Source organism: Microbacterium barkeri (assembly GCF_027921765.1).
Lineage (GTDB): Bacteria > Actinomycetota > Actinomycetes > Actinomycetales > Microbacteriaceae > Microbacterium > Microbacterium barkeri.
On the sequence record NZ_BSEJ01000006.1, the window covers coordinates 91,211 to 105,804 of the forward strand.

A 14,594-nucleotide genomic window follows, 5' to 3' on the forward strand; every position below is an offset into this window, starting at 1 on the left:
TCGATCCGGTAGGGATTCCCGCACGCGCCGATCGATCGGATGTCGGTGCCCCCTCGTACGCTGAGGAGCATGGTCTCGAAGCGCCCCGCCCCGCCCGCCTACGTCTGCAGCGAGTGCGGCTGGACGAGCCCCAAGTGGGTCGGGCGCTGCGGCGAGTGCCAGCAGTGGAACACCGTGTCCGAGGCGGCGGCGCCCGCCGACGCGGGCCGTCGCGTCGCGCCGATGATCCCCACCGCGTCCGCGCGTCCGATCACGTCGATCAGCACGGCCGAGACGCCGCGCCGCGCGAGCGGCGTCGGCGAGTTCGATCGCGTGCTCGGCGGCGGCATCGTGCCGGGCGCGGCCATCCTGCTCTCCGGCGAGCCCGGCGTCGGCAAGTCGACCCTGCTGCTCGAGGTCGCGGCGCAGTCGGCGCGCGAGGGGCGCCGCGTGCTCTACGTGAGTGCCGAGGAGTCGCCCGGGCAGGTGCGCCTGCGCGCCGAGCGGACCCGTGCGCTGCACGACGAGCTGTTCCTCGCGAGCGAGACCGATCTCGCGCGGATCCTCGGGCACATCGACGCGGTCCAGCCCGCGCTCGTCATCATCGACTCGGTGCAGACGATCTCGTCGTCCCTGTCGGACGGCGCGGCGGGCATGCCGGGGCAGGTGCGCGAGGTCGCGTCGACGCTCATCCGCGTCGCGAAGGAGCGCGACCTCCCTGTCATCCTCGTCGGGCACGTCACGAAGGACGGCCAGGTCGCCGGCCCGCGCCTCCTCGAGCACCTCGTCGATGTCGTGTGCCACTTCGAGGGCGACCGGCAGACGAGCCTGCGGTTCATCCGCGCGCTCAAGAACCGCTTCGGCGCGGCCGACGAGGTCGGCTGCTTCGAGATGGCGGGCGACGGCATCGTCGAGGTGCCCGATCCCAGTGCGCTGTTCCTCTCGCAGGGCAGCCCCGAGCCCGGCACGTGCATCTCGATCGCCCTCGAGGGGCGGCGGGCGCTCCCCGTCGAGGTGCAGGCGCTCACCGTTCCGACGTCGGCGAACAACCCGCGCCGCGTCGTCCACGGCGTCGATCCGTCGCGCGTGGCCATGGTGCTCGCCGTGCTCGAGCGCCGCGCCGGCATCAAGACGAGCGAGCTCGACGTGTACGTGTCGACCGTCGGCGGTGTGAAGTTCACCGAGCCCGCCGCCGATCTCGCGATCGCGATCGCCGTGGCCGGATCGGTGCGGAACCATGCGATCGCCCGCAACGTGGCCGCCGTCGGCGAGCTCAGCCTCGCGGGCGACGTGCGTCCGGTCACGCAGGGCGCGCAGCGGCGTGCCGAGGCGGCGCGCCTCGGCTACACGCGCGTGGTCGACGACCGCTCGGGCAAGCTCACGTCGGCGCTCAACGACATGCGGTCGCTGCACCTCGTCCCGCAGCACACGGGGTTCGCCGACTTCTGATCAGGCGCGCCCCGCCATCCGCTCAGGCCTCGAGAGCCGCGAGCAGGTCGCCGGGGGTCGCCTGCATGGGGTGCGGGCCCGCGATGTCGAGGAACACCGACGTGATCGTGCGGCGGTGCTGCGTGAGGAACGCGCGCAGCCAGGCGGGCGAGTAGACGCCGACCGCGGGCGGCAGGTTCGCGGGCTTGTGGCGGGCGTCGCTGAAGAGCAGCAGCGCGACCTGGCCCGTGCTCGCGTCGCGGTACGTCCACACCTCGCCGCCGTCGAGCGGGTCGTCCTTCGGCCCTGGCGAGAGCAGCGGCACGACGGTGTTGCCGTTGCGGAGGGCGAGGGCGACCGCCGCCATGTCCTGCTTCTCGAGAGCCTGCGCGAGCGCCTCGGAGCGGAACGCCGAGGGGTCGGCCGCGACGGACTTCTTGCGCTTCGAGGAGGCCATGCCCTCCACCCTACGGAGCCGCGCCGTGAGGAGGGTAAATGAGGGGCCCCTCGCCTCCGGGGTTCCGGGAGGTGAGGGGCCCTGATCCCTCCGATATTCGATGCCGCCGTGCTGGGGACACGATGTGCGGCGAGCTGCTGGGGACAGCTCTGGGATCATCTTCGGAGTCACGTACGACTTTACGCGGCGCGCTTCGTCCTGTATGTCCCCCTTTCGGGGGACACCGCGCCTCGGGCGTGTCCGCCCGAGGCCCTCAGCGCAGCAGGAACTGGGTCGTCTGCTTCGACATCACTCCGGCGATCTCGACCTCGAGGTGGTACGACGCGCCGCCCCCCGGAGCGGCCGGCCGCTCGTCGCTGTCGCACGTGTCGACGCTCGACCGCGTGCGGTCCCACACGACCGGCTCGGCGCTCGTCACCGTCTGGCCCGCGGCGAGCGTGACCTCCATGTCGCTCGGCTCGCTCTGGCAGTCGGTCGAGGTCCACCACGTGTCGGCGCCGCTCGTCACCGTGAAGCGCTGCGTGGTGGTGCCGACGTTGAGCACGCAGTCGACGTCGCCCGTGTTCGTGAGCTCGATCGAGAAGCGGGGCTGCTGGTCGGCCGCGTACTCGCCCTGGTCGGCGAGCCCGACGACCTCGAGCTTGGCAGGATCGCACTCCCCCGGTGCCGCGGGCTCGGTCGGCGTGGGCGTCGACGTCGGCGTGGGCTCCTCGCTCGGCTCGGCCGCGGCGGCGGGCGCCTCGGTCGTCGACGCGGGGGCGGGGGTCGCCGCGGGTCCCGCGAAGAGCGCCTGCCAGGGCTGCGCGATCGCGAGCCAGACGATCCCGCCGATCAGGAGCACGGCCAGCAGCAGCACCATGAGACGACGCCGTCGGTAGACGGCCTTCGAGGGGCGGCGACGCTGGCTCACGGGTGCATCCTCTCAGAGGTGCTTGAGCATCCGGGTGTTGCCGAGCGTGTTCGGCTTCACATGGGCGAGGTCGAGGAACTCGGCGACGCCCTCGTCGGGGCTGCGCACGAGCTGCGAGTACACGTCGGGCGAGACGACCTGCTCGCCGATCGGCTCGAAGCCGCGCCGGCGGAAGAAGTCGACCTCGAAGGTCAGGCAGAACAGTCGCGTGAGGCCGAGGTCGCGCGCCTTGCGCTCGAGCCCGTCGACGATGGCGCGGCCGACGCCGTGGTGCAGCCATCCGTCCTCCACGAGGAGGGTGCGGATCTCGCCGAGATCCTCCCACATGACGTGGAGCGCGCCGCAGCCGATGACCCGCCCGCTCGCGTCCTCCGCGACGAGGAACTCCTGCGTCGCCTCGTAGAGCACCACGAGGTCCTTGCCGAGCAGGATCCGCCGCATGACGTACGGCTCGAGCATCCGGTGCACCTGCTCCATGTCGGCCGCTCGCGCCGCGCGCACCGTGAACTCGGTCATCCTCCCACCCTAGGACGGCGCACCTCAGGCTCCGCTGAGCGCGCCGCGGGCACGCGAAAGGGGCGGAGCCCGAAGGCTCCGCCCCTTGTCGTCTCCGTCAGTCGCCGAGCGCCGCGAGGTCGGGCGTGGCCGAGATGTCGCCGCCCGTGTTCACGCCGACCGCGACCTTCTCGCCGCGGGGTGCACTGTGGAACGTGAACTGGCCGTCGACGAGGTCCACCTTGATGTGGTGGCCCGACTCGAGCTGGCCGTTGAGCAGCTGCTCCGACAGCCGGTCCTCGACCTCGCGCTGCATGGCGCGACGCAGCGGACGGGCGCCGAGCGCCGGGTCGAAGCCGACCTCGATGAGACGCTCCTTGGCCGCCTGCGACAGCTCGATCGTCATGTCGCGGTCGAGCAGGCGCTCCGCCAGACGCTTCGTGAACAGGTCCACGATCTGGATGAGCTCGTCCTTCGACAGCTGCGGGAAGACGATGATGTCGTCGACGCGGTTGAGGAACTCGGGCTTGAAGTGGCGCTTGAGCTCCTCGTCGACCTTGCCCTTCATCCGCTCGTAGGTCGTCTGGGTGTTGCCCTCGACCTGGAAGCCGACCGGACCGCCCGCGATCGCCGACGAGCCGAGGTTCGTCGTCATGATGATCACGGTGTTCTTGAAGTCGACGACGCGGCCCTGGCCATCCGTCAGACGCCCCTCCTCGAGGATCTGGAGGAGCGAATTGAAGATGTCGGGGTGCGCCTTCTCGATCTCGTCGAAGAGCACGACCGAGAACGGCTTGCGACGGACCTTCTCGGTGAGCTGGCCGCCCTCCTCGAAGCCGACGAACCCGGGAGGGGCGCCGAACAGACGCGAGACGGTGTGCTTCTCGCCGAACTCCGACATGTCGAGCGAGATGAGCGCGCCCTCGTCGTCGAAGAGGAACTCCGCGAGCGCCTTCGCGAGCTCGGTCTTCCCGACGCCCGTGGGGCCGGCGAAGATGAACGAGCCCGAGGGGCGCTTCGGGTCCTTGAGGCCGGCGCGCTGACGGCGGATGGTCTTCGACAGCGCAGCGATCGCCTCCTCCTGGCCGATGACGCGCTGGTGCAGCGCCTTCTCCATGAAGACGAGGCGGCTGGTCTCCTCCTCGGTGAGCTTGAACACCGGGATGCCCGTGGCCTGGGCCAGCACCTCGGCGATCAGGCCCTCGTCGACGACCGCGTGCGCGGCGACGTCACCCGAGCGCCACTGCTTCTCGAGGCGCAGGCGCTCGCCCAGGAGTGCCTTCTCCTCGTCGCGCAGGGCGGCGGCCTTCTCGAAGTCCTGCTCCTCCGACGCGGCCTCCTTGGCCTCGCGGACCTTCGCGATCTTCTCGTCGAACTCGCGCAGAGCGGGCGGCGACGACAGGATCGACAGGCGCAGGCGGGCGCCCGCCTCGTCGATCAGGTCGATGGCCTTGTCCGGGAGGAAGCGGTCGCTCACGTAGCGGTCCGCGAGGTTCGCGGCCGCGACGATCGCGCCATCCGTGATCTGCACCTTGTGGTGCGCCTCGTAGCGGTCGCGCAGGCCCTTGAGGATGTTGATCGCGTGCGGCAGCGAGGGCTCGGCGACCTGGATGGGCTGGAAGCGGCGCTCGAGGGCCGCGTCCTTCTCGAAGTGCTTGCGGTACTCGTCGAGCGTCGTGGCGCCGATCGTCTGCAGCTCGCCGCGCGCGAGGAGCGGCTTGAGGATCGAGGCCGCGTCGATCGCGCCCTCCGCGGCGCCCGCACCCACGAGGGTGTGGATCTCGTCGATGAAGACGATGATGTCGCCGCGCGTGCGGATCTCCTTGGTGACCTTCTTCAGGCGCTCCTCGAAGTCGCCGCGGTAGCGCGAGCCGGCGATGAGCGAGCCGAGGTCGAGCGAGTACAGCTGCTTGTCCTTGAGCGTCTCGGGCACATCGCCCTTGACGATCGCCTGCGCGAGGCCCTCGACGACGGCGGTCTTGCCGACGCCGGGCTCGCCGATGAGGACGGGGTTGTTCTTCGAGCGGCGCGACAGGATCTGCATGACGCGCTCGATCTCCTTCTCGCGCCCGATGACCGGGTCGAGCTTGTTCTCGCGCGCGGCCTGCGTGAGGTTGCGGCCGAACTGGTCGAGCACCTGCGAGCCGCCCTGCGCCGCCTGCTGCGACTCCTGCCCGCTCGGCGCGACGCCCACGGGCTCCTTGCCCTGGTAGCCGGAGAGCAGCTGGATGACCTGCTGGCGCACCTTGTTGAGGTCGGCGCCGAGCTTCACGAGCACCTGGGCCGCGACGCCCTCGCCCTCGCGGATGAGGCCGAGGAGGATGTGCTCGGTGCCGATGTAGTTGTGGCCGAGCTGCAGCGCCTCGCGCAGGGACAGCTCGAGCACCTTCTTGGCGCGCGGCGTGAACGGGATGTGCCCCGTCGGCTGCTGCTGCCCCTGGCCGATGATGTCCTGCACCTGCTCGCGCACAGCGTCGAGCGAGATGCCGAGCGATTCGAGCGCCTTGGCAGCGACGCCCTCACCCTCGTGGATGAGCCCGAGCAGGATGTGCTCGGTGCCGATGTAGTTGTGGTTGAGCATCTTCGCCTCTTCTTGGGCGAGGACGACCACACGACGGGCACGGTCGGTGAATCTCTCGAACATGTCACTCCTCAGGGCCGAGGCCAGGACGCGTCGATAAAGGACGGTCGACGCGTCGTGGTTCCACCGTAACGAGCGCCCGTCGCTCGAGGAGCCGTGTTCGCCCTGGGCATAGCGCCTTGACGCGATGGTCGAGCGCGGGCGCGTCTCTCCCCATCCGGTCATTGAGCGAGGGAGCGAAGCGACCGAGACGAAATGCCCCACCCCTCCCTCATCACGGAACGGTCACGATGACGCCGCGCCCCTGGCGCACCCCGCCCGCCTTAACGACTATCGTTGTTATCGATTTTCGTTACGAGGGGAAGTCAGAATGCCGTCGAACTCGGATTCTCCGATCACGCGCGGAGACCGTCGGGCCATCTCGTTGGTCGCCTGGCTGAGTTTGTGTGCGCTCGCGCTCACGATCGTCTGGACGATCTGGCAGCTTGTGAACGGCGTCTTCGCACGCGCCATCCCGGTGCACGTGCCGATCGCGGATGACGCGGTCTTCTTCGAGGACGGACTCAGGCAGGTGCCGTCTTCGATCTTCACGGAGGCTGAGGTCACGGTCGTCGGGGCCCCGTGGTCCGTGCGCGTCCCCCTCGCGCTCGGCGTCCTTCTCTCGGCGAGCTCCGCTCTGGCGATCTGCGTGCTCATCTTCATCCTCGGCCGGCGCTTCGCCTCCCACCGCCCGCTCTTGCCCGGAACGGCGACTGTCGCCCTCGTCGCCGCACTGCTGTCCTTCGCGGCGGCCCTGTTGACGCCGCTCCTGCGCGGCCTCGCGGCGGCAGCCGCGACCGAGGCACTCGGGCTCCACAACTTCGGCTTCGCGATCCTCATGTTCGAATTCCCCGCCGGCGCCCTGGTGACCCCGACGTTGTTGTTCCTCCTCGCTGCCGCACTCACGATCGGCGCGCGGCTTCAGCACGACACAGAAGGACTCGTGTGATGAGCGCCGGCGGAACGGACCTCGTCTCAGCCCTCTGGATGGCGGGAGGGATAGTGGGAGCTCTCCTGATCATCGCCGCGATCCTCATCTGGTTCGCGAAGCGCCGTCGCAGCGCCTCGATCGCGCTCGATCTCGTTATGACGCTCTCGTCGTGGTTCGTGCTGATGAACCTGATCGGGCTCGCGCTCGGTCTGCTCGGGACCTTCACGAATTCGTGGATCCTGTTCGACTCGGCCGCGATCGCTCCATTCTCCCCTTCGAGTTCTTCCTGTGCGTCTGGCGGGCCAGGCGACGCCACATCGACGGCAAGCCCCAGGATCGACTGCCTGAACTACGACCACGCACAGGTCACCATCGGATCGCCCACCATCGAGATGAGATGGACCGTCGCGCTGATCCAGCTTCTGTCCACCGTCGCGTTCCTGACGCCTTTCGCCGTCGTCGCGCTCATCTCCTTCCAGGCGATCGCTCGTCGTCCGTTCCACACCCTGACGACCCGAGCCCTCTACATCGGCGCGGCGCTCGTCGCGGTCACGGGTCTGGGCGCGGACCTCGCGACCTCCGTGGGGCAGACGCTCGTTCTTCGCGAGGTGCTCAGCCCTGGAGATGTCGGCTACCCGGAGTACTTCCGCATCGAGTCCACTCTCTGGCCGGTCGGCGCCGCGCTGCTGATGGCGGCCCTGGCCGCGATCTTCCGCCACGGAGCGCGCCTACAGAGCGAGAAGGCGCGGCTCGAGGACGAGACAGATCGGCTCCGCCGCGACACGGAAGGCCTCGTGTGACGCCCCCCACAGACGACGAAGAGACTGGCGTCCACTGCCGACTCGACGAACTCCTCGCCGAACGGGAGATGACGCTCACACGACTGAGCGAGATCGTCGGTGTGAGCATCGTCAACCTTTCGATCCTCAAGAACGACAAGGCCCGGGCCGTCCGCTTCTCGACCCTCATCGCCATCTGCCAGGCGCTCGACTGCGAGATCGGGGATCTGCTCGTCCGCGCGGACCGCTGAGAGTCAGACGCACGTGATGCCGAGAGCGCCCGCTACTTCGCGCATCTGCGTGTCCGACGTGAGCAGTTCGGCACCCGCAAGGGCACAGGTCGCGAGATGGATGGCGTCCAGCGTGCGCACGTGCTGGCGGATCGCATGCGCGCGGCGCCAGACATCATCATCGAGAGGCAGCAGGCTCACGCCGCGAACGTATGCGCGAACCGGCTCACCATCGCGGCCATCGACGACCTCGAGGCGCGTGGCCACGCGCTCAGCTTCGAGCCAGAGCAGCTTCGACGACACCATCCGGTCGCCAGCCGCGAGATGCGCGCGCATCCGTTGACGTTGCACCTCACCGTCGTGCTCCGCTAGGGCGGCGCGCACGAGCGTCGACGTGTCGACGTAGATGACGCGGGTCACGACTCGCCTCGGAGATCGTCGAGGATCTCCTCGGCGGTGAGATCGGTGTCGACGGCGCCAATCCTGTCGAACTCCTCCACGCTCAACGTCGCATGCTCGATGAGCCCCTGGGCCTCCCAGCGTTCGAGGGCGGACCGAGGGCGCGGGAGGATCACCACGGCTCGCCCGTCGCGCCCGACGACCTCCACGGGCTCTCCCGTGTCGAGAACCGCGTCGAGCACGCGCGCCGTCTCGTGCGCCAAGGTCCGCCGGTTGATCGTTCGCATGGTGCCATTCTATGGCGAGGTGACACATGTGTCACTTCTCAGTGACGCCTGTCGGCCGGCTACAGCCAGCGGTTCATGAGCGCCGCGGTCATCCGGCGTGTTCGCGCGCCGTGTTTCCCGTACGCCGCGAGCAGATCGACCGGAGCCTGCGATCGACGATGGAGCCGCCCCGCAGTCGTCACGACGGCCGCCGGCTCCTCGTCGCGCAGCAGGACCCAGAGTCGGCTGTAGGGCGCACTCGCTGTGCTCAGACGGCGCGCCTTCTCGTCCTCTTCGAGAACGGAAGGAAAGGCATCGACATGGTGGTGCCGTGAGGCCTCGACTCCGGAGGAGTCGATGTGCTCGCTGCGGGCGTCCCAGAGGTGCCGTTCCCCTCCGAGCATGTGCAAGGCCGTCGAGATGAAGCGATACGCCAGGTTTCGCGCCGTCGCCGTCGGAACGGAGAAGGGCTGCGCCCAGTCGGCCGCTGCCTCGAGTTCGGCGACCACTCGGCCCACGCCCGCGCCCAGGAGGACGTCCGCCCACTCGGCGACCTTCCGCATCTCGGATTGACCCCGATGCACCTGCAGGGACCCGGCGCGGTTCAGCATGACGCGCGGTCGCGACGCTGTATGGGGCAAGCCGAGGTCCTGCTCCTTCACGACCATGAGGACGTCGTAGAGGCCACCGCCGGGATGCGTCTCATGCACGACCAGATCCGGGTGACGACGCGTCAGCACGGACGCGACATGCCAAGACGCAGCGAGGACGTTCTGATGCGCCCCGCCCTGGGGCACAGCCGGCTCATCACGCGGATGGCTCGCCATCAGCTCGACGGCATGGCCTTTCGCCTCGTGAGCATCCCGCTCGCTGACGAAGATCGCCCTCAACACATACTCGACGCCGACCGTCGCGATCAGCGCCACCGTCGCGATGTCATCGTGGAGCCGCCACGCCGGAGACGACGAGGCCTTGAACCGAGCCCACTCCTCGAGCGGAAGCCCCGGTTGTGCGGTCAGCGCGTTCCAGCCGCGCTCTCGGAACCTCTCATTCTCGGGCGGATAGTACGACTCCGGCCGGTCGCCCTCGATCGCCCACACCCCGACCGGCGCCATGCCGCCTGTCGAGACGCGAGCACGATGGACGACGACGATCACGGCAACTCAGCTCGCCTCGATGGCGACGACCGTGTCGTAGAGCCCGTACCGACGCAGGCCCTTATGCGATTCGATTCCGGTGTACGACAGCGACGAGTCCTCATATCGGCGGAATGCGAACACCGCCTGATTCATGTGCCCAGCGTTGAATACACCCAGCGAGACCAGCAGCTCGAAGTCGGCCACGGTGAGGCCGGTGACCGACTGGAACAGGTCGGAATCGATCTTGGTGATGACGTCGTATAGCGTGTTCTCCCGGAAGTCGGTCAGGTACATGAACGCGGGAATCCGCGTCGCGAACTTGATCAGCTTCTCCTGGATCTGCTTCCGCTTGGACTTGTACTCCTTCTCCTCCGCCGAGAGTTCCTTCTTCTCGGCGGGAGTGATGTCGTCGCCCTTCTCCTTCTTCGTCTTGCCGACGGCTTCGCTCTTGTTGACGACCGTCTCGATGATGTTGGCGCCGAGCGCTCGGAAGCCCTCGATGTTCATGACTGCGGCCATGGCGCGCTCATCCGCCATGATCTTCTTGAGGGTCGCGTTGTCGACGTTCACGAGGATGGCCGACTCCCATTTGCGCGCGAGCAGGGTCGCGGATGTCCCCGACATCGCGATATCGAGGATGCCGGCCGCGTCCACCTGCGTCATGTGGGAGCCGTCGTAGGCAAGCACCGGCAGGAAGCTGACGAGTTCCTCGACCGCCTTCTCCGGGTTCGGGTTCTCAGGCGAAAGTCCGCGACCGTACTCCGCGATCTGACGAAGGGCCCGCGTCGGCGCGAAGTCGAACACGAAGCAGACGGGCTTGAAGATCTCGATCGCGTTCGGATCGTCCCCATTGGGATTGCGGATGGTCCAGGGCGACTGGACGCGGAAGGCCGCCTGGAAGTACGTCTCTGGCGCCTGCAGGTTCCGCAGCATGAGGATGGACGACCACTGCGGCACGGTCACGCCGGTCGTCAGCTTGCCGACCGTGAGGGTGATCGACTTGGTATCGAAGCCGCTGCCGATCGCATTGCGCACGGGAGGCAGCGCGTCCAGGCCGACGCCCACATTCGGGGCCGAGACGTTGATCACTCGGTAGTCGCGCCAGAATGCGTTCTGCGGTTCCGCCAGCAGATTCTCCATCGCGGCGCACGACGCCGTACGGGGAAGCATCCAGATGGAGTGCTGCAGGTGCGGCAGCAGGCGCGTGTCGGAGTAGGGGAACGGGGGCCTCGTGCCCGCCTTCAGCGCGTCGAGCTGAGTCGGGGCGTACTCTCCCCGGATGATGTCGAGCCACTTCTGGACGTCGTCCTTGTGCACGAACTCCGCGTCATCCCCGGTTCCCTTCGCCTCGAAGAAGGCGTTGAGGTCGAACTCGTCGAACTCGCCCTGGCTCGCGATCGCCAGAAGCTCGTCCGGCATCTGGTACGTCAGAAGCCGCATCTCCGGCAGCGGCGCATAGGGGTTGGGCTCGTCCGGGTGGGCGGCCGCGAACTCCGCCTTCGCCCGCTGCTCGTCGGTGTAGGTCCAGTTGAAGATCTGCTCCTCGATGAACCGCCCCTCGTTCAGCACCTTGAAGGGAGTGCCGGAGAGGTAGAGGTACGCGTTCGCGCGCACGGGGACGAACTGGTCCTCTTCGCTGCCGCGCTCCTCGAGCTCCTCGGCGAACGTCTCGAGATCCGCGCCGAACTCCTGCTCGCTCGCCTTCTTGCGGGCCTTCTCGTCTTCGCCCTCGAAGAGCTCCTTGGCGGTGTCGCGCCACGCACCGAAGTGGTACTCGTCGAACACGACGAGATCCCACGCGACGTCGGACAGCCACTTGTGCTTGGGCTTGAAACCTCCCGCCTTGTCGCGCCCCAGGAGGTCCTGGAAGGAGCCGAAGAAGACAAGCGGTCGGTCGGCCTCAATAGTCGACGGGTCGCCGCCGGTCGCCCGCGAGAGGTACTGCCATCCGTCGAAGTCGACATGGCTCCTGAGGTCCTGCTCCCATGCGTCTTCGACCGCCGGCTTGAACGTCATCACGAGCACGCGCTTCGCGCCGAGCCTCTTCGCGAGCTGGTACGTCGTGAAGGTCTTGCCGAAGCGCATCTTCGCATTCCAGAGGAACTCCGGGACTGCGTCGGAATCCTCAGCCCATCGGGACTGGAAGTACTCGTACGTCTTGTCGACAGCGGCCTGCTGCTCGGCGCGCATGGGAAAGCTCTGGGTCGGAGTGCCCTCATACTCCTTGTGCAGCCGGAGCTCGGCGATGGCGGTGCGGACATCCTCCACCGAACAGCGCATCCACTCGAGCTGGGGATTCGCGAACCCCTTCTTCTTGAGGCGCGTCCGTACATCGTGGTCTCGGAACACGGACCCGTCTGAACGGTCAGCGGGCTCGTCGAGGACGATCTCGTAGTTCTCGATCGCCGCGGTCTTCAGCTGCTGAGCGACACGGGTCTTCACGTCCTGCGTCGTCTGGCCGACCTTCAGCAGCCCCGCGTGCGCGTCGTCATGGATGGCGTACGCGTAGATGCGTAGGCGGGTCGCGGGCTTAGTCGGGAGGAGATCTTCGATCGACTTACTCATTCCCCAGCTCCATGGGCCGAATCATGCTCTCAATAAAGGCGATCTCCGCAGAGTTCAACGCATACTTTTCATAGAGTGCATCGTCAGACCAATGCTCCGAGAATTTCTGCATCGGCACGAACGTGTACACGGGACGCGTTGCGTGCTGCGTCGGCTTATGCAAAAGAACAAGGAAGCGAAAGAAGCGTGTCGCGATGTATGAGCAGACTGACCGCGCAGTATTTTCCGATTCGAGGGGCCCCACATACATGTATGTCCACGAGGAAGCAGTACCTGGCGAACCGACGAACGGCTTACCGAGTATCGAATGCGGGAACGAGTCGCTTCCGCTGCCCGCCGCCGGCACGAATACCTTCCACGCGTCGATATCCGGAGAGTCGCGCGGGATCGCGCTCCGTTCGATCCACCCGACGCCGCCGTTTCGGTAGACCTTGACGTCACCCTCCCGCGAGTCGGGGTTACCCCTAAAGCCCGTATCAAGGCCAAAAGAACCGATCGAGCTGACGAGATTCATGAAGCGCTTCTCGGGCGGCAAGGAGAATACGACCTCACCCCCTTCGTGCTCAACCGACATGACCTTTCTAAGAATCGACACGCCCTCGTTATAGCGAATAAAGACGTCGCTACCCTTCTCGACGAGAGATCTCGTACTCGAGGACACGAGCCCCGCCGTCCCGTAGGTCTCGACCGTGACGTCGCCTGCGCCATCTCGGTCCCACAGCCAGTATGAGATGCCACCCTTGATCTGCGTCCCAGGGAACACGTCACTCGAGTCCGGGTAGTCCGCGATCGTGCGCAACCTAGTATCAGCAAGCATCGATTCACGAAATGAGTCCAGGCCCATTCCGCCAGAGAACCAACGGGAAGGCGTGACCATCACAACGAACCGAGGCTCCATTGCTTTGGCCTGTTCCACAAACCGCGGGTAGAGCGGACGCGCTTGAGTGCCGTTTCCGCCGGTCCCTCCTGTACTCAACTGATACGGCGGGTTCCCGATGATGACGTCGAACTGCATGTCGGCTCCGAACAGCTCGGCGATCCGAGCCCTGATATCGCTTGCATGAATAAACGCGTAGGCATGGGTCTCGAGCGCGTCGTCTCGCGCGTACTCGGACTCGCTCGCGCCGCAGAAGCGGCACCTCCGGTTCGTGAAGACGGCGATCTCGCGCCCGGTCAGTGGGTCCGCACGGAACTCCCGGCGCCCGCCTTCCCAGGTGTGCTCCGTCCGCTCGAACCAAATGTTCCCCCAGTCGCGGTCGAAGCTCTTCGCGATCGAGTGCGGGCCGGTCGCGTCGCGCGAGCAGTACACACTGCGTCGAGCGAGCAGCGCCGTCAGCTGCGTGATCGCGATGCCGAACACCTGCTTCGTGAGGATGTGGTCGACACGCTCCTCCAGATCCGGGATCACGTCCGCGAGGCCATCCGTCAGTCTCCTCGTGATCTCACGCAGGAAGACCCCCGACTTCGTGAACGGGTCGAGGAACGTGACGGTCGGATCGGACCAGATGACGGCGCCGTCGTTCGATTCCGCCCACCCCTGCTCGAGAGTGTCGAGCATCTGGTTGGCGAACTCCGGCGGTGTGAACACTTCGTCATTAGAGAGGTTCGCGATGCACGTCAGCACATCGGGGTTGTGCCCGTGGAGCGCGAAGGTCGCCTTGCCTTCGACGATCGGCGCGCTCATGCCGCAATCTCCTGCACCGTCATCGCCGGGTAGGACTTCACGGGAGCGAAGACGTCATGCTCCTCGAACGCAGCGAAGAGGCCGTCGAACGCCGCCTTGCGGGCGAGGCTGTCGAAGCGGAAGTCGCGTCGCTGGTACTTGCCGCGACCGAGGTACCCCCACTCGGGGAAGACGATGTGCTCTCCGCGCGCATCGGTGAGCTTCAGCGCGTCACCCTGCACGATGTTGGCCGCGAGCACCGCTTGCGCAGCCCGCAGCCAGACCTGATCGTCCGCACCGAGTTTCAGATACCGGGCGAAAGTACCCGCGAGGTTCTCTCGGCACTCCTGCGCGTTGTCCGCCAGCAACTCGATGCCGTAGATGCACATGAGCGCGTAGAGGGCATAGTGGCGCTTCTCGAAGTCACTGCGGCCGTGCCGCGCCTGGACTGCTGCGAGCTTGCGCTCGAGCACGGGCACGAGGAAGTTGCCCGAACCGCAGGCGGGCTCGAGGAAGCGCGAGTCGATGCGCTCCGTCTCGCCTTTGACGAGGTCGAGCATGTCGTCCACCAGCCACCGGGGCGTGAACACCTCGCCGTGATCCGAAACCCGCTGTCGCGACTTGACCAGCCGCTCCCCCGACGTCATCGCGTCGAACCCTCATACATGTGCATGAGTGTACTTGTACACGGTACCTCCGACCCTGGCGCGAGGTACCGGTGCCGACAACGCTT

14 protein-coding genes are annotated in these 14,594 nt (G+C 67.1%); 4 read left to right on the plus strand and 10 right to left on the minus strand.

Features of this window, described 5'->3' with window-relative positions; translation table 11 throughout:
* Window positions 1–69 precede the first annotated feature (69 nt).
* On the plus strand, window positions 70–1,428 hold the full coding sequence (gene radA / locus PKE79_RS07905) for a DNA repair protein RadA (protein ID WP_271173143.1): 1,359 nt from the start codon (window positions 70–72) through the stop codon (window positions 1,426–1,428).
* Between the two features lie 22 nt (window positions 1,429–1,450).
* Here radA and PKE79_RS07910 read toward each other — a convergent pair whose 3' ends face one another.
* The 4 genes from PKE79_RS07910 to PKE79_RS07925 form a co-directional block, all read right to left on the minus strand.
* Entirely contained in the window at window positions 1,451–1,864 is a 414-nt protein-coding gene (locus PKE79_RS07910) for a dehydrogenase (RefSeq protein WP_271173144.1), read from the minus strand.
* A 253-nt stretch (window positions 1,865–2,117) separates the two neighbouring features.
* On the minus strand, window positions 2,118–2,774 hold the full coding sequence (locus PKE79_RS07915; RefSeq protein ID WP_271173145.1) for a hypothetical protein: 657 nt from the start codon (window positions 2,772–2,774) through the stop codon (window positions 2,118–2,120).
* A 12-nt stretch (window positions 2,775–2,786) separates the two neighbouring features.
* Window positions 2,787–3,290: an amino-acid N-acetyltransferase gene (locus PKE79_RS07920; RefSeq protein WP_271173146.1), complete on the minus strand. Its 504-nt coding sequence runs from the start codon at window positions 3,288–3,290 to the stop codon at window positions 2,787–2,789.
* 97 nt (window positions 3,291–3,387) lie between these two features.
* A complete protein-coding gene (locus PKE79_RS07925) occupies window positions 3,388–5,913 on the minus strand; it encodes an ATP-dependent Clp protease ATP-binding subunit (protein WP_271173147.1) in 2,526 nt (841 codons plus the stop codon).
* Between the two features lie 307 nt (window positions 5,914–6,220).
* Between PKE79_RS07925 and PKE79_RS07930 the strand changes: the two genes are divergently transcribed.
* The 3 genes from PKE79_RS07930 (at window position 6,221) to PKE79_RS07940 (ending at window position 7,850) form a co-directional block, all read left to right on the plus strand.
* On the plus strand, window positions 6,221–6,838 hold the full coding sequence (locus PKE79_RS07930) for a hypothetical protein (protein ID WP_271173148.1): 618 nt from the start codon (window positions 6,221–6,223) through the stop codon (window positions 6,836–6,838).
* A gap of 137 nt (window positions 6,839–6,975) precedes the next feature.
* Window positions 6,976–7,620: a hypothetical protein gene (locus PKE79_RS07935; RefSeq protein ID WP_271173149.1), complete on the plus strand. Its 645-nt coding sequence runs from the start codon at window positions 6,976–6,978 to the stop codon at window positions 7,618–7,620.
* A complete protein-coding gene (locus tag PKE79_RS07940; protein WP_271173150.1) occupies window positions 7,617–7,850 on the plus strand; it encodes a helix-turn-helix domain-containing protein in 234 nt (77 codons plus the stop codon). The genes PKE79_RS07935 and PKE79_RS07940 overlap by 4 nt, the downstream gene beginning before the upstream one ends.
* Window positions 7,851–7,853: 3 nt before the next feature.
* Here PKE79_RS07940 and PKE79_RS07945 read toward each other — a convergent pair whose 3' ends face one another.
* The 6 genes from PKE79_RS07945 to PKE79_RS07970 form a co-directional block, all read right to left on the minus strand.
* Window positions 7,854–8,249 (minus strand): type II toxin-antitoxin system VapC family toxin, encoded by a 396-nt coding sequence (locus PKE79_RS07945; protein ID WP_271173151.1) that lies wholly within the window; start codon window positions 8,247–8,249, stop codon window positions 7,854–7,856.
* Window positions 8,246–8,515 (minus strand): hypothetical protein, encoded by a 270-nt coding sequence (locus tag PKE79_RS07950; protein WP_271173152.1) that lies wholly within the window; start codon window positions 8,513–8,515, stop codon window positions 8,246–8,248. The genes PKE79_RS07945 and PKE79_RS07950 overlap by 4 nt, the downstream gene beginning before the upstream one ends.
* A gap of 59 nt (window positions 8,516–8,574) precedes the next feature.
* Window positions 8,575–9,420: a TY-Chap2 family putative peptide chaperone gene (locus PKE79_RS07955; RefSeq protein WP_271173153.1), complete on the minus strand. Its 846-nt coding sequence runs from the start codon at window positions 9,418–9,420 to the stop codon at window positions 8,575–8,577.
* A 237-nt stretch (window positions 9,421–9,657) separates the two neighbouring features.
* Window positions 9,658–12,198: a GIY-YIG nuclease family protein gene (locus PKE79_RS07960; RefSeq protein WP_271173154.1), complete on the minus strand. Its 2,541-nt coding sequence runs from the start codon at window positions 12,196–12,198 to the stop codon at window positions 9,658–9,660.
* Window positions 12,191–13,882 carry an Eco57I restriction-modification methylase domain-containing protein gene (locus PKE79_RS07965; protein WP_271173155.1) on the minus strand — a complete coding sequence of 564 codons (1,692 nt, stop codon included), beginning with the start codon at window positions 13,880–13,882 and terminating at the stop codon, window positions 12,191–12,193. Before PKE79_RS07965 ends, PKE79_RS07960 begins: the two co-directional genes overlap by 8 nt.
* Window positions 13,879–14,508: an N-6 DNA methylase gene (locus tag PKE79_RS07970; protein ID WP_271173156.1), complete on the minus strand. Its 630-nt coding sequence runs from the start codon at window positions 14,506–14,508 to the stop codon at window positions 13,879–13,881. Before PKE79_RS07970 ends, PKE79_RS07965 begins: the two co-directional genes overlap by 4 nt.
* Between the last annotated feature and the right edge of the window lie 86 nt (window positions 14,509–14,594).

Bases quoted from the DNA above. Each gene is read 5' to 3' on its own strand.
- radA (WP_271173143.1), top strand. From the start codon at position 70: ATGGTCTCGAAGCGCCCCGCCCCGCCCGCCTACGTCTGCAGCGAGTGC.
- PKE79_RS07930 (WP_271173148.1), top strand. From the start codon at position 6,221: ATGCCGTCGAACTCGGATTCTCCGATCACGCGCGGAGACCGTCGGGCC.
- PKE79_RS07970 (WP_271173156.1), bottom strand. From the start codon at position 14,508: ATGACGTCGGGGGAGCGGCTGGTCAAGTCGCGACAGCGGGTTTCGGAT.
- PKE79_RS07920 (WP_271173146.1), bottom strand. From the start codon at position 3,290: ATGACCGAGTTCACGGTGCGCGCGGCGCGAGCGGCCGACATGGAGCAG.
- PKE79_RS07950 (WP_271173152.1), bottom strand. From the start codon at position 8,515: ATGCGAACGATCAACCGGCGGACCTTGGCGCACGAGACGGCGCGCGTG.
- PKE79_RS07910 (WP_271173144.1), bottom strand. From the start codon at position 1,864: ATGGCCTCCTCGAAGCGCAAGAAGTCCGTCGCGGCCGACCCCTCGGCG.
- PKE79_RS07925 (WP_271173147.1), bottom strand. From the start codon at position 5,913: ATGTTCGAGAGATTCACCGACCGTGCCCGTCGTGTGGTCGTCCTCGCC.
- PKE79_RS07935 (WP_271173149.1), top strand. From the start codon at position 6,976: ATGACGCTCTCGTCGTGGTTCGTGCTGATGAACCTGATCGGGCTCGCG.
- PKE79_RS07965 (WP_271173155.1), bottom strand. From the start codon at position 13,882: ATGAGCGCGCCGATCGTCGAAGGCAAGGCGACCTTCGCGCTCCACGGG.
- PKE79_RS07960 (WP_271173154.1), bottom strand. From the start codon at position 12,198: ATGAGTAAGTCGATCGAAGATCTCCTCCCGACTAAGCCCGCGACCCGC.